The 19,646-nt window shown below is 67.4% G+C and carries 21 protein-coding genes and 1 tRNA gene; 7 read left to right on the top strand and 15 right to left on the bottom strand.

Going from position 1 to position 19,646, the window contains the following annotated elements; translation table 11 throughout:
- Positions 1-6 precede the first annotated feature (6 nt).
- The 6 genes from ACVWZ7_RS16005 to ACVWZ7_RS15980 all read right to left on the bottom strand — a co-directional run bounded on the left by ACVWZ7_RS16005 (position 7) and on the right by ACVWZ7_RS15980 (position 4,185).
- The gene (locus ACVWZ7_RS16005) at positions 7-1,119 is read right to left on the bottom strand and encodes a GNAT family N-acetyltransferase (protein WP_456508444.1); all 1,113 of its coding nucleotides are present in this window, start codon (positions 1,117-1,119) and stop codon (positions 7-9) included.
- Positions 1,120-1,320: 201 nt separating this feature from the next.
- On the bottom strand, positions 1,321-2,028 hold the full coding sequence (gene rplA, locus ACVWZ7_RS16000; RefSeq protein WP_116765107.1) for a 50S ribosomal protein L1: 708 nt from the start codon (positions 2,026-2,028) through the stop codon (positions 1,321-1,323).
- Between the two features lie 185 nt (positions 2,029-2,213).
- Positions 2,214-2,645, bottom strand: coding sequence for a 50S ribosomal protein L11 (gene rplK, locus ACVWZ7_RS15995; RefSeq protein WP_024365990.1), 432 nt, complete (start codon positions 2,643-2,645; stop codon positions 2,214-2,216).
- A 129-nt stretch (positions 2,646-2,774) separates the two neighbouring features.
- Positions 2,775-3,635 (bottom strand): transcription termination/antitermination protein NusG, encoded by an 861-nt coding sequence (gene nusG, locus ACVWZ7_RS15990; RefSeq protein ID WP_116765108.1) that lies wholly within the window; start codon positions 3,633-3,635, stop codon positions 2,775-2,777.
- Between the two features lie 113 nt (positions 3,636-3,748).
- Complete coding sequence (gene secE / locus ACVWZ7_RS15985) at positions 3,749-4,033, bottom strand: preprotein translocase subunit SecE (protein WP_116765337.1); 285 nt, start codon at positions 4,031-4,033, stop codon at positions 3,749-3,751.
- Between the two features lie 79 nt (positions 4,034-4,112).
- Positions 4,113-4,185 (bottom strand) — tRNA-Trp (locus ACVWZ7_RS15980).
- 277 nt (positions 4,186-4,462) lie between these two features.
- Between ACVWZ7_RS15980 and ACVWZ7_RS15975 the strand changes: the two genes are divergently transcribed.
- Entirely contained in the window at positions 4,463-5,680 is a 1,218-nt protein-coding gene (locus tag ACVWZ7_RS15975; RefSeq protein ID WP_116765109.1) for a pyridoxal phosphate-dependent aminotransferase, read from the top strand.
- A gap of 82 nt (positions 5,681-5,762) precedes the next feature.
- On the opposite strand, the gene ACVWZ7_RS15970 is transcribed toward ACVWZ7_RS15975, so the two are convergent.
- Both ACVWZ7_RS15970 and ACVWZ7_RS15965 read right to left on the bottom strand, forming a co-directional pair.
- Positions 5,763-6,395, bottom strand: coding sequence for a LuxR C-terminal-related transcriptional regulator (locus ACVWZ7_RS15970; protein ID WP_116765110.1), 633 nt, complete (start codon positions 6,393-6,395; stop codon positions 5,763-5,765).
- 80 nt (positions 6,396-6,475) lie between these two features.
- Complete coding sequence (locus ACVWZ7_RS15965; protein ID WP_456508443.1) at positions 6,476-7,870, bottom strand: ATP-binding protein; 1,395 nt, start codon at positions 7,868-7,870, stop codon at positions 6,476-6,478.
- Positions 7,871-7,994: 124 nt separating this feature from the next.
- Here ACVWZ7_RS15965 and ACVWZ7_RS15960 point away from each other — a divergent pair, with 124 nt between their 5' ends.
- The 5 genes from ACVWZ7_RS15960 (at position 7,995) to ACVWZ7_RS15940 (ending at position 12,264) form a co-directional block, all read left to right on the top strand.
- Positions 7,995-9,767, top strand: a complete 1,773-nt coding sequence (locus tag ACVWZ7_RS15960; RefSeq protein ID WP_456508442.1) for a PspC domain-containing protein — start codon at positions 7,995-7,997, stop codon at positions 9,765-9,767.
- Position 9,768: 1 nt separating this feature from the next.
- Positions 9,769-10,032, top strand: a complete 264-nt coding sequence (locus ACVWZ7_RS15955; RefSeq protein WP_456508441.1) for a hypothetical protein — start codon at positions 9,769-9,771, stop codon at positions 10,030-10,032.
- Between the two features lie 3 nt (positions 10,033-10,035).
- Entirely contained in the window at positions 10,036-10,290 is a 255-nt protein-coding gene (locus ACVWZ7_RS15950; protein ID WP_116765114.1) for a PspC domain-containing protein, read from the top strand.
- 157 nt (positions 10,291-10,447) lie between these two features.
- Positions 10,448-11,473 (top strand): 6-phosphofructokinase, encoded by a 1,026-nt coding sequence (locus tag ACVWZ7_RS15945; protein ID WP_091251945.1) that lies wholly within the window; start codon positions 10,448-10,450, stop codon positions 11,471-11,473.
- A gap of 80 nt (positions 11,474-11,553) precedes the next feature.
- Positions 11,554-12,264, top strand: coding sequence for a GNAT family N-acetyltransferase (locus ACVWZ7_RS15940; RefSeq protein ID WP_456508440.1), 711 nt, complete (start codon positions 11,554-11,556; stop codon positions 12,262-12,264).
- A 17-nt stretch (positions 12,265-12,281) separates the two neighbouring features.
- Here ACVWZ7_RS15940 and ACVWZ7_RS15935 read toward each other — a convergent pair whose 3' ends face one another.
- The 7 genes from ACVWZ7_RS15935 to ACVWZ7_RS15905 all read right to left on the bottom strand — a co-directional run bounded on the left by ACVWZ7_RS15935 (position 12,282) and on the right by ACVWZ7_RS15905 (position 18,624).
- On the bottom strand, positions 12,282-13,868 hold the full coding sequence (locus tag ACVWZ7_RS15935) for a DHA2 family efflux MFS transporter permease subunit (RefSeq protein ID WP_456508439.1): 1,587 nt from the start codon (positions 13,866-13,868) through the stop codon (positions 12,282-12,284).
- An 81-nt stretch (positions 13,869-13,949) separates the two neighbouring features.
- The gene (locus ACVWZ7_RS15930; RefSeq protein WP_344362083.1) at positions 13,950-14,513 is read right to left on the bottom strand and encodes a PadR family transcriptional regulator; all 564 of its coding nucleotides are present in this window, start codon (positions 14,511-14,513) and stop codon (positions 13,950-13,952) included.
- A 167-nt stretch (positions 14,514-14,680) separates the two neighbouring features.
- Positions 14,681-15,118 (bottom strand): ankyrin repeat domain-containing protein, encoded by a 438-nt coding sequence (locus tag ACVWZ7_RS15925; protein ID WP_456508438.1) that lies wholly within the window; start codon positions 15,116-15,118, stop codon positions 14,681-14,683.
- The gene (ygfZ, locus tag ACVWZ7_RS15920) at positions 15,115-16,197 is read right to left on the bottom strand and encodes a CAF17-like 4Fe-4S cluster assembly/insertion protein YgfZ (protein ID WP_456508437.1); all 1,083 of its coding nucleotides are present in this window, start codon (positions 16,195-16,197) and stop codon (positions 15,115-15,117) included. The genes ACVWZ7_RS15925 and ygfZ overlap by 4 nt, the downstream gene beginning before the upstream one ends.
- Before the next feature lie 105 nt (positions 16,198-16,302).
- Positions 16,303-17,046 (bottom strand): flavodoxin family protein, encoded by a 744-nt coding sequence (locus ACVWZ7_RS15915; protein ID WP_456508436.1) that lies wholly within the window; start codon positions 17,044-17,046, stop codon positions 16,303-16,305.
- 53 nt (positions 17,047-17,099) lie between these two features.
- Positions 17,100-17,717, bottom strand: a complete 618-nt coding sequence (locus ACVWZ7_RS15910; protein WP_456508435.1) for an FABP family protein — start codon at positions 17,715-17,717, stop codon at positions 17,100-17,102.
- A 172-nt stretch (positions 17,718-17,889) separates the two neighbouring features.
- Positions 17,890-18,624, bottom strand: coding sequence for a permease (locus ACVWZ7_RS15905; protein ID WP_202615728.1), 735 nt, complete (start codon positions 18,622-18,624; stop codon positions 17,890-17,892).
- 245 nt (positions 18,625-18,869) lie between these two features.
- Here ACVWZ7_RS15905 and ACVWZ7_RS15900 point away from each other — a divergent pair, with 245 nt between their 5' ends.
- Complete coding sequence (locus ACVWZ7_RS15900) at positions 18,870-19,568, top strand: winged helix-turn-helix transcriptional regulator (RefSeq protein ID WP_091251927.1); 699 nt, start codon at positions 18,870-18,872, stop codon at positions 19,566-19,568.
- Positions 19,569-19,646 lie beyond the last annotated feature (78 nt).

The raw sequence follows: 19,646 nt of genomic DNA, 5'->3' as shown, positions 1-19,646 counted from the left end.
CGGAGCTCAGTTCGGGGTGCCCGCACCGGCCCCTACAACAGAGCGCTGCCATTCGCCGTCGTACCCCGCAGGCTTGAAGCCCAGTGCGATGTTGATACCAAGCATGTGGTCGTTCTCGGCGGCATTGAAGGTGATGACCCGCTGCACCTCGGGATAGTCGTCATGCAGCCGGCGCAGGTTGAGGATCTTGACGAGGATGCCGAGTCGGTGGCCCCGGTGGCCGGCCGCGACCAGGGTGTCGTCCTGGCTGGCCAGCCAGGGTTTGTCGGCGGCGACCTGAAGGACGGTGTAGGCGGCGAGCTCACCGGTGTCCCGGTGCCGCGCCGCCGCGACGAGGGAGGACAGGCCGGCCCGCCGCCAGGTGTCCTCGACGTGGCGCACGCGCGCGACGTCCCACCTTTCCGGCTCGTAGCTGAGCGCGCCGGTGGGAGCGTCGGTGCTCATGCGCGACATCAGCACGGCCAACTGGGCGGCATCTTGCTCCGGGCACGAATCGCTCCAGTGCAGGAGTTCGTAGTCCCCCGCGCGGGCCAGGGCGTCCCTCGCCAGAGCATCGAGGTCCGCGGCCGCCGGAACCTCCAGCGCGCTGAAGCGTTCCACCTGCTCCAGGCGGTAGCCGGCCCGTCCGGCAAACCGGACGCCGGACGCACCGGCCGGAAGCGCCCCGGTCCCGGTGGCCGGCTTGATGAGGTTCGGACCGTCGACGTCGAAATCGGCCGGGTGTTCCGTGAACGTCTGCAGCATGGTCCGGCCGTCGCCGGCGGCCAGCGCTTCGGCGTGCTGCAGCAGTGCCCGGCCGATCCCGCGGCCGGCGAAGGAATCGAGAACGTTCACGTGCAGGAGCGCACTGCTGAGGTTTTCCTGCAGTTCGTAGCGGACCCACGAGCGGGCCACCATGCGCCCGTCGACCCGGACGAAGAAGAGCCGCAGCCGGCTGTAGGGGTTGTCCCGCCAGTACTGGAGCCGGGCCGCCGCGGATGCTGAACGGTCCAGGTTTCCCCAGGTCTGCAGGGCGAGCTCGTCACAGAGATCTACGAATTCACGGAACTCCGCCGCGTCGGCGGCGTCAAGGTCCGCGGGCAGGGAAAGCTGCTCGATGAGGTACGGCGGCGTAGTCACTGGGAAATCCTAACCGGCGGCCCGGGCGCCTCCAAGCGTTTCCGCAGGGGCACCTGGTTTCCGCAGTGGCACCTAGTTTCCGGGTGCAGGAGGGGATTCCCGCGCCGGATACGGCAAAAGGCCGCCCCGCAGTTGCGGGACGGCCTTTTGCTGGAAACTGGTGACGCCCTGAAGCTGGCGACGCCGTGGATCCGGTGAGGATTAGACCTCGGTCAGGACCTTGGTGACGTTGGGGTCAACCGAGATGCCCGGGCCGAACGTGGTGGCCACGGTGGCCTTCTGGATGTAGCGGCCCTTGGAAGCGGACGGCTTGAGGCGCAGGACCTCTTCCAGAGCGGCTGCGTAGTTCTCGGCCAGCTTGACGGCGTCGAAGGACACCTTGCCGATGATGAAGTGCAGGTTCGAGTGCTTGTCGACGCGGAAGTCGATCTTGCCGCCCTTGATGTCGTTGACGGCCTTGGCGACGTCAGCGGTCACGGTGCCGGTCTTCGGGTTCGGCATCAGGTTACGCGGACCCAGGACCTTACCGAGACGGCCAACCTTGCCCATGAGGTCAGGGGTGGCAACGGCGGCGTCGAAGTCGGTCCAGCCGGCTGCGATCTTTTCGATCAGGTCATCGGAACCAACGAAGTCGGCGCCGGCAGCGATTGCTGCCTCAGCCTTGTCGCCCGTTGCGAAGACGAGGACGCGGGCAACCTTACCGGTGCCGTGCGGCAGGTTAACGGTGCCGCGGACCATCTGGTCGGCCTTACGCGGGTCAACGCCCAGGCGGAAAGCGACCTCAACGGTGGCGTCGAACTTGGACGGGTTGGTGTCCTTGGCGAGCGTCACTGCCTCGAACGGCGCGTAGAACTTCTCCGCGTCGATCTTGGCCGCGGCTGCCTCATATGCTTTGCTGCGCTTTGCCATGCTGCTTATTTCTCCTTGTGCAGTTGTGGTCTGCGGACCGCGCTGGGCCCTGCCACAGGCGGCATTCCGGCTGGTTTGTCCATCCCGGAATTCCGCTCTTCAATGTTTAGGTGTTGCCGGCGGACCGGCGGTGCTGACCGGCGTCGTGATCGGTTTTGCGAACCCGGCGCATCAGCGGTGGGGAACTAACCCTCGACGGTGATACCCATGGAGCGGGCGGTGCCGGCGATGATCTTCGCTGCGCCTTCGAGGCTCGTGGCGTTGAGGTCTTCCATCTTGGTGGTGGCGATCTCGTTGACCTGGGCCTGGGTCAGCTTGGCAACCTTGACGGTGTGCGGGGTCGGTGAACCCTTGGCAACGCCTGCAGCCTTCTTGATGAGCTCTGCAGCCGGCGGGGTCTTGGTGATGAACGTGAAGGAACGGTCTTCGTAGACCGTGATTTCCACGGGGATCACGTTGCCGCGCTGGGCTTCCGTCGCAGCGTTGTACGCCTTGCAGAATTCCATGATGTTGACACCGTGCTGGCCAAGCGCAGGACCGATCGGCGGGGCCGGGTTAGCGGCACCTGCCTGGATCTGCAGCTTGATGAGGCCGGTGACCTTCTTCTTGGGAGCCAATGTAGGTCCTTCTCTCAAATACGTCCTGGGACACAGGAGCGTGCCTCAGGTTGGTGGCCGCCATGGCAAGGCGGCCGGCCGCTCCGTGGCTGCTAAGCGGGCAGCCCGGGGCGAATTCTTGTAGTCCAGCTAGATCTTGCTGACCTGGTTGAACGCCAGCGTGACCGGAGTCTCGCGTTCGAAGATGGACACCAGCACCACGAGGGTCTGGGAGTCGATCTTGATCTCGGAGATCGTGGCCGGAAGGGTCTCGAACGGGCCCTCCTTGACGATGACGGATTCGCCAACCTCGAAGTCGACGTCCACCTGGGCGGCAGCGTGCTTGACGGGCTTGCCCTTCTCGGCCTGCTCTTCTTCGAAGACCGGGGCGAGCATGGAGAAGACCTCATCGAGGCGCAGCGGGACCGGGTTGTGGGCGTTGCCCACGAAGCCGGTGACGCCGGGGGTGTGGCGGACGGCGCCCCAGGATGCGTCCGTCAGGTCCATGCGGACCAGGACGTAGCCGGGGATGCGGACGCGGTTGATGACCTTGCGCTGAGCGTTCTTGATCTCAACGACTTCCTCCATCGGAACCTGGATTTCGAAGATGTAATCTTCCATGTCCAGGGTCTGGATGCGGGTCTCAAGGTTGGCCTTGACGCGGTTCTCGTAGCCTGCGTAGGAGTGGATGACATACCAGTCACCCTCCTGGCGGCGCAGCTTGGCCTTGAACTCTTCGGCGGGGTCGACGTCGGCCTTGGCGGCCGCTGCTGCCAGCGCGTCGGTATCTTCTTCAGCTTCGCCCGTTTCGGCGTCAGCATCGGTGTCTTCTTCAGCGTCGACGTCGGCGGCAACTGCTGCCTCTGCGTCTTCTTCCGCGGCTACGGCCTCGTCAGTGACGTCGGATTCGGGTGCAGCAGACACAGCCTCGGACTCTTCCGCGGCTTCCACCGCGGCGTCCTGGCTCTTATCCAGCCCAGTCTCAGTTACCTCGAGCTCCTGCTCAGACACTTGGTCTCCTGCTTCCTCATTGCCTAACATGCCTATTTAAATGACTCAATTCCGCACACCCCGCGGAATCTCCGGTTTCCCGGGGCATCCACGCAGTCTGCGGACCGGTCGCCTTAGCGGTCCGTGGGGGCGCTGCCGCCGAAGACCCAGCTGACTGCGGTCCCAAAGGCCAGGTCCAGCAAGGTGACTATCACCATCATGATGATCACGAACACCAGCACCACGAGCGTGTAATTGATCAGTTCTTTACGGGTCGGTGCGACGACCTTCTTCAGTTCGCCGATGACCTGGCGGATGAAGATCGCGATGCGAGCGAAGAAGCCGGGCTTGGCGGCATTCTTGGCGGGGCGGCCTTTGGAGCTGCTGGCAGCCGTTTCGGTCACCTGGTCCTCACTCATCCTCGCAATGATCGGATACCCGGCTCTGAACTGAACCATGGTTGCTGCGCTGGTTCCGGATGATCCGGAACAGCATGCGCAGGGCAGACAGGACTCGAACCTGCAACCTGCGGTTTTGGAGACCGCTGCGCTACCAATTGCGCCACTACCCTTCGGGGCTAAAATCCGCTCCGGCCGATGCATTCCGCAGGCTTCCCTGAGGCGCAGGCCATCATCGTGTTTTCAACACCGGAGAACCAGTCTACGCAAGAACTGCGCCTACGTCGAACCGGCCCTCTTCCGGACCCCTGCGTGACCGTGAAAACCAACTGACAGCCGTCAGTCACATTTCCGTTCCGGCACCGCGGGGGATCCGGTGAACAGCATAGAGTAGATTCCGTCGAATCCCACATCCAGCCTTCCAGCTGCAAGCGAAGAACGGACCCGCCCATGTCTGCTGCCCGCATTTCCCAGCGCATTTCCGCCATAGCCGAATCCGCCACTCTGGCCGTCGATGCCAAGGCGAAAGCGCTGAAGGCAGCCGGGCGGCCGGTCATCGGCTTCGGTGCCGGGGAACCCGACTTCCCGACCCCCGGCTACATCGTGCAGGCCGCCATCGAGGCCGCGAGCCAGCCGAAGTACCACCGCTACTCCCCCGCGGGCGGGCTGCCGGAGTTGAAGCAGGCCATTGCGGAGAAGACCTTCCGGGACTCCGGCTACAAGGCCGAGGCATCACAGGTGCTGGTGACAAACGGCGGCAAGCAGGCCGTGTACAACACGTTCGCCACCCTCCTGGATCCGGGCGACGAGGTCATTGTTCCCACCCCGTTCTGGACCACGTACCCGGAGGCGATCCGGCTGGCCGGCGGCGTGCCGGTGGAGGTCTTCGCCGGCCCGGAGCAGGAATACCTGGTCACGGTGGACCAGTTGGAAGCCGCCCTCACGGACCGCACGAAGATCCTCCTCTTCGTCTCCCCCTCCAACCCCACCGGCGCCGTGTACTCGGAGGAGCAGGTCAAGGCGATCGGTCAGTGGGCGGCGTCCAAGGGCCTGTGGGTTGTCACCGACGAGATCTACGAACACCTGACCTACGACGGCGTGCCGTTCACCTCGATCGCCACGGCCGTCCCCGAACTGGGCGACAAGGTGGTCATCCTCAACGGCGTCGCCAAGACCTACGCCATGACGGGCTGGCGCGTGGGCTGGATGATCGGCCCCGCCGACGTCATCAAGGCCGCCACCAACCTGCAGTCCCACGCGACGTCGAACGTCTCCAATATCATGCAGATTGCTGCCCTCGCCGCCGTGTCCGGGCCGCTGACCGCCGTCGATGAGATGAAGGTGGCCTTTGACCGCCGCCGCAAGGCGATCGTCGCGGGCCTGAATGCGATTGACGGTGTTGAATGCCCGACGCCGAAGGGCGCCTTCTACGTGTACGCGGACGTCCGCGCGCTGCTGGGCAAGGAGTTCCCGTCGGCGAACGGTCCGGTGCGGCCGGCCACCTCTGCTGAACTCGCGGCGCTGATCCTGGACGAGGTCGAGGTGGCGGTAGTTCCCGGCGAAGCCTTCGGCCCGTCCGGCTATCTGCGCCTGTCCTATGCGCTGGGCGACGAAGACCTGGCCACGGGCGTCGGCCGCCTGCAGGACTTCCTCGGCAAGGCGAAATAGCAGCCCCAATCCCCCGATGCGCTATCACTTGTGGTTGCTTTGCCCCCGGCGAGGCAACCACAAGCGATAGCGCATCCTTGGGTTAAAGGAGGCGGCGCTCGGCGGCCCAGCGGGTCAGCTCGTGGCGGCTGGAGAGCTGGAGTTTGCGCAGCACGGCCGAGACGTGGGTTTCGACTGTCTTGATCGAGATGAACAGTTCCTTGGCCACCTCCTTGTAGCTGTAGCCGCGGGCGATGAGGCGCATCACCTCGAGCTCCCGCGCCGAAAGCCTGTCCAGTTCGTCGTCGGCAATGTCCGCCGGGGCCGTGCCGAACGCGTCCAGGACGAAGCCTGCCAGCCGTGGCGAGAAGACGGCGTCGCCGCCCGCCACGCGGCGGACGGCGCCGCTGATCTCCGGCCCGGAAATCGTCTTGGTGACATAGCCGCGCGCGCCCGCCCGGATCACGGACACCACATCTTCCGCCGCATCGGAAACACTCAGCGCCAGGAACCGTGTGGTGGCCAGCAGCGGCGCCGAGCCGGCCAGAACCTCACGGCCGCCGCCACCGCGGCCGCCTGGGAGGTGGACGTCCAGCAGCACGACGTCGGGACGCCGGGCTGCGATGACGGCAATTGCCTCTTCCACGGTGCCGGCCTCGCCCGCGACGACGATGTCCGGGTCCAGGTCCGCCTTCAACCCGGAGCGGAAGATGGCGTGGTCGTCCACGATCACCACGCGGATCGGGGATGGGTTCCCGGCTGCGGGGTTCACTGGTGCCGGGTTACCGGTTACGGGGTCTCCCGGGGCTGGGATGGTCACGGTTTGGCCTCTCCATTGCTGTTGTTGGCGGCAGCCGCGGCAGTTCCGGCAGATGCGGCGGCGGTGACAGGCAGCCGCAGCCGCACTTCGGTGCCGTCCGGGCTGCTGATGATGGCGGCGGTGCCGCCGTGGCGGTTCATCCGCCCGATGATCGATTCGCGCACGCCGAGCCGGTCCGGGGGAACCGACTCCGGGTCGAAGCCCGGCCCCCGGTCCTTGACGAAGACTTCCGCGGCGTCGTCGGTGACTTCAAGGTAGACGGAGACGGTGCCGCCGCCGTGACGGGCGGCATTGAGCATGGCTTCACGGGCCGCCTGGACGAGGGCCTCGTGGCGTTGGGTCATGACGCAGTCGCCCACGCTGACCACTTCGACAGCGTGTCCGAGGGTGTCTTCGACCTCCGCGGCGGCGGCCTCGATGCCCTCGGACAGCCGGCCGGATTCCTTGTCGGCATCCCGGTACAGCCAGCCCCGCAGCTCCCGCTCCTGGGCACGGGCGAGCCGGATGACGTCGTGCTCATTGCCGGCACGGCGCTGGATCAGGGCGAGGGTCTGGAGTACGGAGTCATGGAGGTGGGCGGCGATCTCGGCGCGCTCGGTGGCGCGGACACGCCCCGCACGCTCGGTTTCCAGGTCGCGCCAGAACTTCAACCCCCAGGGCAGCAGCACCAGGGCCACGCCGCCGAGCACCGCCACCGAGGCCAGGAGCGCCAGCCAGGTCGCTTCCCACGACCCCGAGCCGGACACCATCACCAGTACGCCGGCCACCACGAGGGCGAGCCCGGCTGCGAGCCGTGCCCAGCCGCCGGCCTGATCCGCCTTGGTCTTGTCCACGAGCCCCGCCCGGCGGGTCTCATCCAGTTGCATCCAGGCGATTGCAGCGCCGCCCAGGATCGCCGCGACCGGAATCAGGGTGCCCAAAGGTACATCAACACCGAGGAGCCGGGCGATCAGGATTCCGGCGGCCAGCAGCAGGCCGGCGCCGAGCAGGATCTCCTTGCCGAAGGGCATGCCGGGCACCTTGGACCGCCAGGACCCCTGCCCCGCGCGGCCGGCGGCTTCTGCACTCCCGGCGCTTTCCGGGGAGCCGGGAAACCCGGGGGTGCCGGGGATCTCGGGGGTGCCGGGCATATCCGGGGCACTTACTGCCGGAGCGATGGGCGACGCCGGACGGCGGGCACTGCGCCTGGCGCTTTCATCCGCTGTGGGAACCATGATCCAGAGCCAGCCGTAGAAGGCCACCCCGGCGCCGCCTGCGAGCGCGGCCACCAGCATACCGATTCTGACCATGCGGACCGGCCAGCCCAGGTGGTTGGCGAGGCCCGCGCAAACGCCGGCGATCACGCGGTCGCTGCTGCGGACCAGCGGCGGGCGGACGGGCGGGGTTGTCATGCTTCAATCCAAGCACGGATCGGGGGTCCCCGGACGTGTTTGCGGGCCCAGCCGGGGGCAGCTCAGGGACCATTCAGGGTGTTCCCCAGTAGAGCGCGGCACCGGAAGCGGGAAGGATCGAAGTATGAACCCGCACACCCCGCACCCTGATGAAGGCCGGTCCTCCGCAGACCGGCAGCCTACGGATCAACCAGGCCCGGACCTTCCCGTCCCAGCCGAGCCCGCCACGGACCTTCCCGTCCCAGCCGAGCCCGCCACGGACCTTCCCGCCGCAGCCGAGCCCGCCACGGACCTTCCCGCCGACGGCCAACCCGTTCCCGGGCAGCCCTCCGCTGAGCCCGCAGGTTCCGAGCCCGCCGGTTCCGCGCCCGCCGGTTCCGAGCCCCTGCCGGAGCCGCCACGGCTCTACCGGGCCGGCGACCCGGACGGACCCTACGGCCCGCCGTCGTACTCTGGCCCGCCCCCGTACACCGGCGCGACTCCCCCGCAGAGGGGCCCGTCGCAGTACGGGCCGGACTTGGACGGGCAGCTGCCGGGGCGCCAGCCGCAGAACTTCTTCGACTGGATCCGCAGCCAGGGTATTTACCGCGGACGCGACCGGTGGATCGGCGGCGTGGCCAGCGGCATAGCCCAACGGCTCGGCGTCGACCCCCTGATTATTCGCGGCGTCCTGATCGTCCTGACCGTGTTCGCCGGAGTTGGCGTGCTCGCCTACGGCCTGGCGTGGGCACTGCTGCCAGAACCCGACGGCCGCATTCACGTCCAGGAGGCCGGCGCAGGCCGGTGGACTGCCGGGATGACCGGCGCCCTTATCACCGCAGTTATCGGCTTCCCCAGCCTGGGCGCCGGCGTCTGGGGCTGGAACCGCTACGGCTTTGGCGCCTTCGCCTGGACCGTCTTCTGGGTGGGCGGCGCGATCTACCTCGTCTACTACCTGACCCAGCGAAACAAGACCCGCAACGGAGCCATTCCCACGCCCTCCCGGTACGAATCCAGCAGCCCGGCCGGCGCCGCAACGTTGGCGGGCACCGGTAGCGCAGGCGCCGGGCAGCGATCAGCCGGGGGCTTCCGGGCGGGTCCCGCACCGGCCTATGGCCAGCACGACGGCGACCCCGGAGTCTCCGCGGCCGGCCCGGCCTGGGGTCCGCCGCCGTCGGGCACCACCCTGCCCGGCTCCGCCGGGCCCGGCCTTGTTCCCCCCAATTCCGTTCCGCCCGGCGGCTACGGCCCGGGGGCAGGAGTGCCGCCGATGCCTCCCGCCCGGCGACGCAACCCGGGCCCGGGCACTCCGGCTGTCGCCATCACCGTCGGCGCCGCCCTCCTGGTGGGAGGCGGCATCAAGGCCCTCGATGCCGCCCACGTGATCAATCTTGGCGATTCCGGCAACGCTCTGGTCTGGGCCATCGGGGCGGCCATCCTGGGACTCGGGATCCTGATTACAGGTTTGCGGGGCCGGACCTCGGGGATCCTGAGCTTCTTCGCCGTCGTGGCCCTGCTGATCGGCGTAATCTTCAGCGTGGTCCCGCACGGCGACCGGTTCCGGTTCCAGAATGCCGACTGGACGCCGTCCAGCATTCAACAGGCCCGCGGCGGCTTCGAAATCACCGGCGGCGCCGGAACCGTGGACCTGACCAAGCTGGCGCTCAATCCCCCGCTGGGCGCCGACGTCGTTGTTCCGATCGACGCGACGGCAAGCAACGTGACCGTCGTCATCCCGGACACAGTCCCCGTGCAGATCCAGGCGGACATGACCATGGGAAACCTGCACGAAGGCAGCCAGGACCACGGCGGCATGATGAACCAACAGAGCGACTACAACACCTCCAAGCCGGGCGCCCGGCTGGTCGTCCAGATCTCCGGCACCGTCAGCAACGTGACCATCAAGGAAGGCAACTGACATGAGCAGCTATGACGACTCCCCGGACGGCACCGGACTGGCGCCGGAAGAGGCGAATTCCCCGGCCCGGGTGGGCACAGTGGTGTGGGGGCTCACAGTGGTGGCCCTTGCCGCGCTGCTCATCATCTCCCGGCTGGGCATCGTGGCCCTGAACGGCACCTATGTCCTGATCGGCCTGATGATTGGCGCCGGTGCCGCGTTGATAATCGGCGGCCTTCTCTCGGCCCGCAGGCGTGACAATAAACCGACAACAGGGAAGTCTTGAACCATGGATAAATTCTTCAGCACCATCCGGGGCTTCGGCCTGAAACGTGGTCCGCAGCGCTGGCTTGGCGGCGTCTGCGGCGGAATTGCCGCCAAACTCAATGTGGACGTCGCCTTTGTCCGGATCGCCTACCTGCTGGTAAGCCTGCTCCCCGGCCCGGCCTTCGTGGTGTACCTCGCGGCGTGGCTGCTCCTTCCGGACCAGCGCAACGCCATCATCCTGGAAACTTTCCTGGCGAAGCGTTCCTCGCGCCGCTAGCGGCGTCGGCATCAGCGCGAACGGGTGCCCCTGCCTTTACGGCAGGGGCACCCGTTTGTAACCGTTTGTGTCCTGCCCCACACGCGCTACTAGACTCTAGGTGAGCTCAGCGTGGCGCTCTGCCTGTACCCCTTCAAACCAGGATTTGAGCCAAGATATGAAAATTGGAATCCTCACCAGCGGCGGAGACTGCCCCGGACTGAACGCCGTCATCCGTGGCGCCGTCCTCAAGGGCATCGCCGTCCACGGCCAGCAGTTCGTGGGATTCCGGGATGGCTGGCGCGGCGTTGTCGAGGGGGACATCGTCGAGATTCCCCGCACCATGGTCCGCGGCATCGCCAAGCAGGGCGGCACCATCCTCGGCACGTCCCGCACCAACCCGTTCGAGAACGGCGGCGGTCCCGAGGTCATCAAGGCCAACATGGACCGGCTCGGGATCGACGCGATCATTGCCATCGGCGGCGAGGGCACCCTGGCCGCGGCGAAGCGGCTCACGGACGCCGGTCTGAAGATCGTGGGCGTGCCCAAGACGGTCGACAACGACCTCGATGCCACGGACTACACCTTCGGCTTCGACACCGCCGTGGAAATCGCCACCGAGGCGATCGACCGGCTGCGCACCACCGGGGAATCCCACCACCGCTGCATGATTGCGGAGGTTATGGGCCGGCATGTGGGCTGGATCGCCCTGCACGCCGGCATGGCCTCGGGCGCCCACGCCATCCTGATCCCGGAACAGAAGGCCTCCATGGAACAGATCGCCGAATGGGTTGTCTCCGCCCGCGACCGCGGCCGCGCACCGCTGGTGGTCGTCGCCGAGGGATTCGTCCCTGAAGGCCAGGAGTCCCCGCATTCGGAGCGCGGCCTGGACACCTTTGGCCGCCCGCGCCTCGGCGGCATCGCCGAGATGCTGGCCCCGGAACTCGAAGCCCGCACCGGAATCGAAACCCGCGCCACTGTCCTGGGCCACATCCAGCGCGGTGGCGTCCCAACCGCGTTCGACCGCGTCCTGGCCACCCGCCTGGGCATGGCTGCCATCGACTCCGTGGTGGAAAAGCGCTGGGGCACGATGGTTTCCCTGCACGGCACCGACATTGTGCACGTCGGCTTCGACGCCGCGCTCGGCAACCTCAAGTCCGTCCCGCAGAGCCGCTACGACGAGGCCGCCGTCCTCTTCGGATAAACCACTTCGGACGAGCGGCCCGGAGGCGCGCACGGCACGATGCGGCCGGGGCGCCCGCCTGCGGTGGGTAGGGTGGATGCATGACTCTTGAGCCCGGTTCCGCCGAAATCGTCCAGCTGGCATGGGCGCGCCGTTTGGGGTTCGACGACGGCGCCTTCGCGGCCGCCGCGGGTGAGCGCCTCACCCGGGCCGATGAGTCGGCCCGGTCCGTGCAGTTCGTCCGCCTGTTCGGCAACTCGGCTTTGGTGGGCCCGCAATGGGCCCTGGACGCCGCGGCCGGTCTCGCCGACGAGGAGCTGGCCCAGCACGTGACGCTCCTGACCATCACCCGGGGCCACGGCGGCCACGGGCTTGGCGCCGCGGCACTCTTCTTCGCCGACGACCTCCCCTTGCAGCAGCCGTCCGAGGAACTGACGGTCTCGCACGGGAACCCCGAGGCGATCGAGCTGGAGACGTTCTGCCCGCCCGACGACGTCAACGAGGTGGGCCTGGCGGACCTCGAACACCGCTTCACGGTGATGCATGTCGAAGACGGGCGCCGGACACCCGTGGCCTGCGGCGCGTACGGCGAGTGGGAGGGGCTCCTGGCGCACATGGGCGTGCTGGTGGCACCGGAGTGGCGGCGCCGCGGGCTGGGAAAACTGGCGGCTTCGATCGCCGCCCACGAGGCCCTCGCCGCCGGACTGACGTTGCAGTGGCGCTCGGAGGTCAGCAACAAGGGCTCGCTGGCGCTGGCCCGGAGCCTGGGCTTTTCCGCGGGCGGCATCCAGACCAGCGTGCTGCTGGGCTGATCCGGATGCCGGCCGGGTCAGCGGCGCTCTGCGGCCGCCTGGTCCGTGGCCCCGGCCGCCGGTTCCGCGTCTGACTCCGCAGCTGTGCGTGCTGCGTCCGGCACAGCAGGAGCAGTGCCTGCGGCGGCGGGAGCCGCCTCGCCCCAGCCCTGGACCGGCTTGGGTTTGGCGAAGAAGAGGACCACGGCTGCGCCGAGCAGGATTACGGCCGCCGGGAGCAGGATGGACTGGCCCATCGCCGTCGAGAACCCCTCATGGAGCGGCTCGGGCAAGGCGCCCCCGAAGCCCATGGGACTGGCGTCCGGGCTTGCTCCGGGACGGGCGGGAAGCTCGGCGGCCAGCCGGGCCTGGATGAGGACGGCGATGGCGGCGCTGCCAAGCACGGCGCCGATCTGGCGGGTGGTGTTGTAGACGCCCGAGCCGGCCCCGGCCTGCCGCGGTGGCAGGTTGCGCGTGGCGGTGGAGCTCAACGGGGCCCAGATGCCTGCATTGGCGAAGCCCAGCACGGCGCTCGGGAGCAGGAACAGCCAGATGGGCGTGTCCGGGTGCATGAGGAGGGCGTTCCAGAACAGCGCCACGGACATCAGGACCAGGCCGCTCGCGGTGATGAATTTCGGGTTGACCTTGTCGATGATCCGGCCCACAACCGGTGCGAGGCCGCCGGAGATCAACGCCATCGGCACCATCATGAGCGCCGACTCGGTGGGGGTCAGGCCGCGGACAATCTGGTAGTAGAAAATCAGGGGCAGGGTGAACGCCGTGACGGTGAAGCCCACCGTGGTGATCGCAATATTGGCGAGCGAGAAGTTGCGGTCCTTGAAGAGGGACAGGGGCAGCAGCGGTTCACCGGTGTTGAATTTCTGCCACAAGACGAAGACGACCAGCACGGCGATGCCGCTGATGATCAGGCCCCAGACGGTGATGGGTCCGGCTATGGTGCCCCAATCGTACTTCTCGCCCTCCTGGATGCCGAAGACGACGAGAAAGAGTCCGAGGGCACTGAGCAGGACGCCGGGAATGTCGAACTTGTGCGGGTGGGTGCTCAGCGTGGGGACGAAGCGCATGGCAAGGATGAAGCCGGCAATCCCGACCGGGACGTTGATGAAGAAGATCCACTCCCAGCCGAGGCCGTCCACCAGGACGCCTCCGAGGATCGGGCCGACCAGGGTGGCGACGCCTGCGGTGGCACCCCAGATGCCCATGGCCGCTCCGCGGCGGTCTGGCGGGAAGATCCGGGTGATGACGGCCATGGTCTGCGGCGTCATCATGGCCGCGCCGAGGCCCTGGACCACACGGGCTGCAATGAGGGTCTGGACATCCCCGGAGAGGCCGCACCACAGCGATGCCAGGGTGAAGACGACAAGTCCGGAGAGGTAGAGCTTTTTCGGTCCGAAGCGGTCGCCAAGCCGGCCCGTGATGAGCAGGGGCACGGCGTATGCCAGCAGATAGCCGCTGGTGACCCAAATGACCGAGTTGATGTCAGTGTTCAGGCCCGCCATGATGCTCGGGTTGGCCACCGAGACGATGGTGGTGTCGATCAGGATCATGAAGAAGCCGATCACCAGGGACCAGAGTGCCGGCCATGGCCGGGCTACGTTTTCCATGGGGTTCCTTAGGGGCTGGTGTGAATGCTGGATGGCAAAGATGGGGGTGGCCGGGGTCCGGCGTGATGTACTGCACGGGCCTCACCACGGCAGTTCGCCGGAGCGGAGCTGGTCCTGAAAGCCGCGGATCCAGGCGATTTCGGCCTGCAGCATGCTCTGCTGGTACTGGATATCGACCCAGTACTTGCGCTCCACGCCCTTCGTCCGGAGCAACTCTTCGCCGGACTCCAAGTACTCAAGCTGCTCCTGCAGTGCCGTGAGCCGCCGGTCCAGGAGTCCGACGACGACGTCGGCCGGCAGATTGTAGGCCTCGGAAATGGCCAGCGGGAAGGACGGGTACTCGTTGACCGGGGCGGCGAGCATGTCCCGAATGCGCGCCGTGAACGCTTCACGGCCGGCGGCCGAGATGGTGTACGTGGTGCGTTCCGGGCGGTTGCCTTCCCGGTCCGTCCCCGTGGCAGCGACGAGGCCCTGCTCCTCCAGCCGCCCGACCGCGTGATAGAGCGTTCCGGGCCGGACCTTGACCAGCCGGTCCTCGTGCCGGGCGATCAGAAGCTGGTACATCTCGTAGGGATGCATCGGCTCTTCCACGAGCAGGGAAAGCGCGGCGAGACCCAACGGTGTCAATGCGGTTCCCCGGGCCATGATGCGGTGTCCTCTTCGTTCTGCAGTGCTTGTACTCCGCAACGATTATTCCACGTGGAATAATCGGGCGCAATCGTCCCTTGCCCCACTGCCCCGGCACCAGCCGCGCCCCGAACCCCGCGCGGTCCCCGGCGGGCCGGCCAGGAGGCCGGCCCGCCGGGCCTTCCTCAGCCGAGGAGGGCCAGGATGTCAGTCCGGGCAAACATCTGCGCGGCGGCCCGCGCGGAGGGGGTGCCGGCGTCGGGGTCGGCCCCGGCCTCCAGCAGCTCGCGGGCGACGTCGGTGTAGCCCTTGAAGACGGCGCCGGCCAGCGGTGTCTGGCCGCGGTCATTGGGCGTGTTGGCGTCGCCGCCGCGCTCCAGGATCAGCCGGACCGTGGCGGCGTGGCCGTGGTAGGCCGCCAGCATGACCAGCGAGTCACCGGAGGCATTCGTCAGCGTGGCCGGGGCGCCGGCCGCCAGGTAGGCACCCAGCACTCCGGAGTTGCCTTCGCGGGCCGCATCGAACAGCGTGTGGGCGAGCGCCAGCGTCGCGTCGTCGGACGCGGACTCATTGGGTGCCGACCCGTTCTGCGCTGACCCGTTCAACGGAGACTCGGCGCTCATCGGGTGCCCCGCAGGAAGCCGGTCTGACGGCCCACGACCTGGCCTGCGTCGGGCGCCACAATGAGTTCCTGGGCTGCGGCGTAGGGCTCGTCGCCGTCGACGACGGTCAGGACCTCGTCCGCGGCGACGGAGCGTTTGATGACAGCAAGGGCCACCGGGCCCATTTCGTAGTGCTGCGCCACCGAGGTCACGGCGCCCACCTTGCGGTCGCCGGCGCGGACTTCGCTGCCGACGGCGGGCAGGGTGTGCTGGGAGCCGTCGAGCTGGAGGAACACGAGCCGCCGCGGCGGGTGGCCCAGGTTGTGGACGCGGGCGACTGTCTCCTGGCCCTTGTAGCAGCCCTTGGACAGGTGCACGGCGGTGCGGAGGAGGTCAAGCTCGTGCGGAATGGTTTTGTCGTCGGTTTCCGCACCCCAGCGGGGACGCCACGCGGCGATCCGGAGCGCCTCGGCCGCAAGGGTGCCGGCGAGGGGCCGGTCTCCGACCGTGGCGGCAAGGTCAGCCGCGGGGACAAGGTACTCGAACCACGGCCGTTCCAGGCCGGGATGGGCGTCCTCACCCACCACCGCGTAGGAGTAGCCGCCGGCGCCCACGTGCGGCCACGGGTCCTCCCAGACCAGGAGCTGCGCCCACTCTTCGATCCGGCGGGTGGACCCGAGTACGGCCCAGTCCGCCGAGACGTCGGCGACCTCGACGCGGAGCATGAACTTCATCTTGGTGAGCCATTCGGCGAGCGGTGCCGCCTCGGCTCCTTCGACGATCAGCCAGGTGGTGGCGCCGTCGTCCACCACCCGGGCGTCAAATTCGATCCGGCCCTGGACGCTGAGCAGCAGCAGTTCGGTGGACTGGCCCGGGGCCAGGCCGGTGAGCTGCTGCGAGGACAGGGTGTTGAGCCAGCTGAGCCGGTCCGGTCCCGTGACGGTCACCACGCCGCGGTGTGAGAGATCGACGACGGCGCTGCCGGCAGCCAGCGCCCGCTGCTCCCGCAGCGGCTCACCGTAGTGGGCGGCGACGCCGGCGTCGGCACCGCCGGCCTCGACAGCGGCCGGGCGCGACAACATAGGGCTTGTGATAGTCATATTGAAAGGAACGTCCTTTGGTGTGTGCGTATTCCGTCACCGGCAGGCCGGCACTGCCGGCCCAGCTTCCGGCGCCACGTCCGCCGAGCGGAGTTAAGTGCGGGGTTAGCGGTATTCCGGATTTTCGAAGTCGAACCGGGTGCCGGCCTTCCAGGCGTCGGGGAGGTTGCCGTAAGCGGGGATGCCGCCGGCGTCCTTGAGCATCCGGGCCAGGTGCAGCATGTTCCAGGTCATGAAGGTGGTGTTGCGGTTGGTGAAATCGCTCTCCGGGCCCCCGGACCCCTCGTCAAGATAGCTCGGCCCCGGTCCGACGGGACCGATCCAGCCGGCGTCGGCCTGCGGCGGGATGGTGAACCCGATGTGCTGAAGGCTGTACAGGACGTTCATGGCGCAGTGCTTGATGCCGTCCTCATTGCCGGTGATGAGGCAGCCGCCCACTTTCGGATAGTAGGCCCACTGGCCCTTGGCGTTCAGCTGCCCGGAGTGGGCGTAGAGGCGCTCGATGAGCTTCTTGGTCTGCGAGGAGTTGTCCCCGAGCCAGATGGGCCCGGCAACGACGACGATATCCGCCTCCAGGACGGCCGGGTAGAGGTCCGGCCATTCGTCGGTGGCCCAGCCGTGCTCGCGCATATCCGGATAGACGCCGCTGGCGATGTCGTGGTCCACGGTGCGGATCACGCGGGTGGTGACGCCCTGCTTCTCCATGATCCGGCGGCTCACCTCGATCAGGCCCTGGGTGTTGGACACGTCCGGGGATTTCTTGAGGGTCCCGTTGAAGTACACGGCCCTGAGGTCGGCGTAGCTCGTGCTACCGGCGTCGCTGCTGGTGCTGGTGACATCGTCAGTCACGGTGTTTCTCCCTGGTCGATACGGACAACGGAAAAATCAGTGAGACCGTGTATTCAGCTTACTTTCGCCAGGATGGCCGATGCATGGGCTTCCAGGCCGCCACTGCCGGACGAGGAATCCTTGCCGGTGGCCACGTCCCAGCGCCACAGCAGATTCCCGTCCACGAGGCCGAAGATCCGGGTGGCCGCCGTGTACTCCTTGGAGTGGCTGCCGCGCATCACCAGATCGGTGCTGAGCTGGATCTGGGGCCCCTTGATCTGGCCGTAGTAGAGCTCCGAGATCCCGCCGGGGTGGGCGATGGACACCGAGATGTCGAAGCCGCCGTCGCTGTTGCGCAGGGCCTCGACCTCGTCGGCGCTCTTGAGCACGGGGACGATATCCGCCGGGATCAGGCCGGGGCCGCCGTCTTCCTCGCGCTGCTTGCGCTCCAGCGCCCAGAAGCCGGTCTCGACCGTCAGGGGACGCAACGTGGTGCCCTCGTCGTCGGTCAGCCAGCTTTCGGCGCGGTACTGCAGGTACGGCAGGCCGTTGTGCGTGAATGAGACATGCTGCAGGAAGTGCTCTGAGTCCTCGTCCCCGGCCCCCAGCCGGCCACGGCCCTCCCACTCACCAATGAGCCAGGACAGCGGAACGATTTCGGGCGTCAGATCTGTAGGAATTTCAATCGGCACAGCAACTACCTCTGGAAACTACGGTGACTGGAAAGTATCGGGTTACTTCTGGCCTTTGAAGAGGCGGTAGACGACAAAGCCGGCAAACCACGCCATGGACAGGCTGGCCACGCCGAGCAGGACAAGGAAGAAAATCTCATATGCAAGTACGGACATGATGCCATCCTAACGCTTAGAAGATGAGTAGTTTGTCTATGAAGTAGGCCAAGGAACCGACCGCCGACACCGGGCCAAGCCCCATTCCCACGGCCGCCAGGATCGTCAAGCCCTCACCGCTGAGGATGACGAGGCGGCGAAAACTCACCAGCACCGCCCCCACGACGACGCCGGCCAGGGCGGCCGGCAGCACTGCGATATCGGAGAACACGAGGCCGGCCAGCGGCCCGGCGAGCCCGGCGCTGATGATGCCCAGCGGTGCCACGATCCGGTCAGGCCAGCGGATCAGCCCTGCCAGCAAGGCGACCGCAGCGCTGATGGCAGCCACGAGGAGCATCTCCCGGACCCCGTTGAAGCGCGAATCCGCAATCCAGCCGGCGCCCAGGCAGGACAAAAGGACACCCGCGCACGAGCCCAGCGTGGATTCGAGTCGCTGGGCCTGGCCGGTACCCCGGAGCAGCTGCATGACGAAGATGGCCATGACCCCCACCGCAATGAACGACGGCGTCCAGTCCAGGAAGCCGGGGGCCGGAAGGTATGTCGCGGCCACTGCCGCCCCGACACCGGGCAGGCCGATCAGGGCTGCGAGGGTTTTCTTGGCGGGGATGCCGAGAAAATAGGGCCAGCCGATGCCGATGCCAGCGGCGGTGACGGCAGCGACGGCGAGGAGGACCTCGGGCGAGGAGTAGGCGCCGGCAACTATGGCCGCGAGACCGGCCAGGCCGATGATCCCGACGCTCCACAGCTTCACTGGTCTACTCGCCCTCGGCAGACCCGCCATGGCTGTACCTTCGCTCACTGCGGACCCCAATTCGACTCGGCTCAATTTCCACGGGCCGCGGGCCCTAACGGTTCAATCCTGCCCTATATGAACGCTATGTGTCGCAAACGGACCGGCCGGAGGTGACGGGACCATGGCCGGAAAGGGGCCTTTAGGTATACTCATGATCAGCAACACAGACGCCCAATGATGCGCGGACACCCCTTGGAGGAACAATGTCGCACATCCTGCTATTGACGAACAGCACCGGAACATCCGTGGACGTCCTGCCTGCTCTGGAACTATTGAACCACCGGGTGCATATCCTTCCTGCCGAGCCGACCGCCCTGCTCGAGACCGACCCCTGTGACATCGTCCTGCTGGACGCCCGCAAAGACCTGGTCGGCGCGCGTTCCCTCACCCAGCTGCTCAAAGCAACCGGCCTCAGCGCCCCCCTGATGCTGATCCTCACCGAGGGCGGCATGGCCGCCGTCTCCTCGGCGTGGGCCGTGGACGACATCCTCCTCGAATCCGCCGGCCCGGCCGAGGTCGAAGCCCGGATCCGCCTCGGCGTCGCCCGCGCCGTCCCCGAGCAGGACGACGCCCCGACCGAAATCCGGGCCGCCGGCGTCGTAATTGACGAGGCCAGCTACACCGCTCGGGTCAACGGCGCCGCACTCAACCTGACCTTCAAGGAATTCGAACTCCTGAAATACCTGGCCCAGCACCCCGGCCGGGTTTTCACCCGCCAGCAGCTGCTGACCGAAGTCTGGGGCTACGACTACTACGGCGGCACCCGCACCGTGGACGTCCACGTCCGTCGGCTCCGGGCCAAACTCGGCGCCGACCACGAGAACCTGATCAGCACCGTCCGCAACGTCGGGTACCGCCTGACCCTGGTCCGGCAGCCCGAGGACGAGCTCACCGAGGCCTGAGCAGGCTTGACCGGGCCGGCACCCCGCAACCACAGGCGCACAATATAGGGGCGCTCAAACGCCGCCACAAAGACCGAA

Source organism: Arthrobacter sp. TE12232 (assembly GCF_054062615.1).
Note: the sequence above shows the minus strand (reverse complement) of the source record. Positions and strands in the feature narration are given on the sequence as shown.

What these genes read in the sequence shown, in the direction of transcription:
- ACVWZ7_RS15930 (WP_344362083.1), bottom strand. Translation starts at nt 14,513, where the DNA reads ATGGCCCGGGGAACCGCATTGACACCGTTGGGTCTCGCCGCGCTTTCC.
- ygfZ (WP_456508437.1), bottom strand. Translation starts at nt 16,197, where the DNA reads ATGACTATCACAAGCCCTATGTTGTCGCGCCCGGCCGCTGTCGAGGCC.
- ACVWZ7_RS15975 (WP_116765109.1), top strand. Translation starts at nt 4,463, where the DNA reads ATGTCTGCTGCCCGCATTTCCCAGCGCATTTCCGCCATAGCCGAATCC.
- secE (WP_116765337.1), bottom strand. Translation starts at nt 4,033, where the DNA reads ATGAGTGAGGACCAGGTGACCGAAACGGCTGCCAGCAGCTCCAAAGGC.
- rplA (WP_116765107.1), bottom strand. Translation starts at nt 2,028, where the DNA reads ATGGCAAAGCGCAGCAAAGCATATGAGGCAGCCGCGGCCAAGATCGAC.
- ACVWZ7_RS15955 (WP_456508441.1), top strand. Translation starts at nt 9,769, where the DNA reads ATGAGCAGCTATGACGACTCCCCGGACGGCACCGGACTGGCGCCGGAA.
- ACVWZ7_RS15950 (WP_116765114.1), top strand. Translation starts at nt 10,036, where the DNA reads ATGGATAAATTCTTCAGCACCATCCGGGGCTTCGGCCTGAAACGTGGT.
- ACVWZ7_RS15935 (WP_456508439.1), bottom strand. Translation starts at nt 13,868, where the DNA reads ATGGAAAACGTAGCCCGGCCATGGCCGGCACTCTGGTCCCTGGTGATC.
- ACVWZ7_RS15940 (WP_456508440.1), top strand. Translation starts at nt 11,554, where the DNA reads ATGACTCTTGAGCCCGGTTCCGCCGAAATCGTCCAGCTGGCATGGGCG.
- ACVWZ7_RS15960 (WP_456508442.1), top strand. Translation starts at nt 7,995, where the DNA reads ATGAACCCGCACACCCCGCACCCTGATGAAGGCCGGTCCTCCGCAGAC.
- ACVWZ7_RS15925 (WP_456508438.1), bottom strand. Translation starts at nt 15,118, where the DNA reads ATGAGCGCCGAGTCTCCGTTGAACGGGTCAGCGCAGAACGGGTCGGCA.
- ACVWZ7_RS15965 (WP_456508443.1), bottom strand. Translation starts at nt 7,870, where the DNA reads ATGACAACCCCGCCCGTCCGCCCGCCGCTGGTCCGCAGCAGCGACCGC.
- ACVWZ7_RS15900 (WP_091251927.1), top strand. Translation starts at nt 18,870, where the DNA reads ATGTCGCACATCCTGCTATTGACGAACAGCACCGGAACATCCGTGGAC.
- ACVWZ7_RS15945 (WP_091251945.1), top strand. Translation starts at nt 10,448, where the DNA reads ATGAAAATTGGAATCCTCACCAGCGGCGGAGACTGCCCCGGACTGAAC.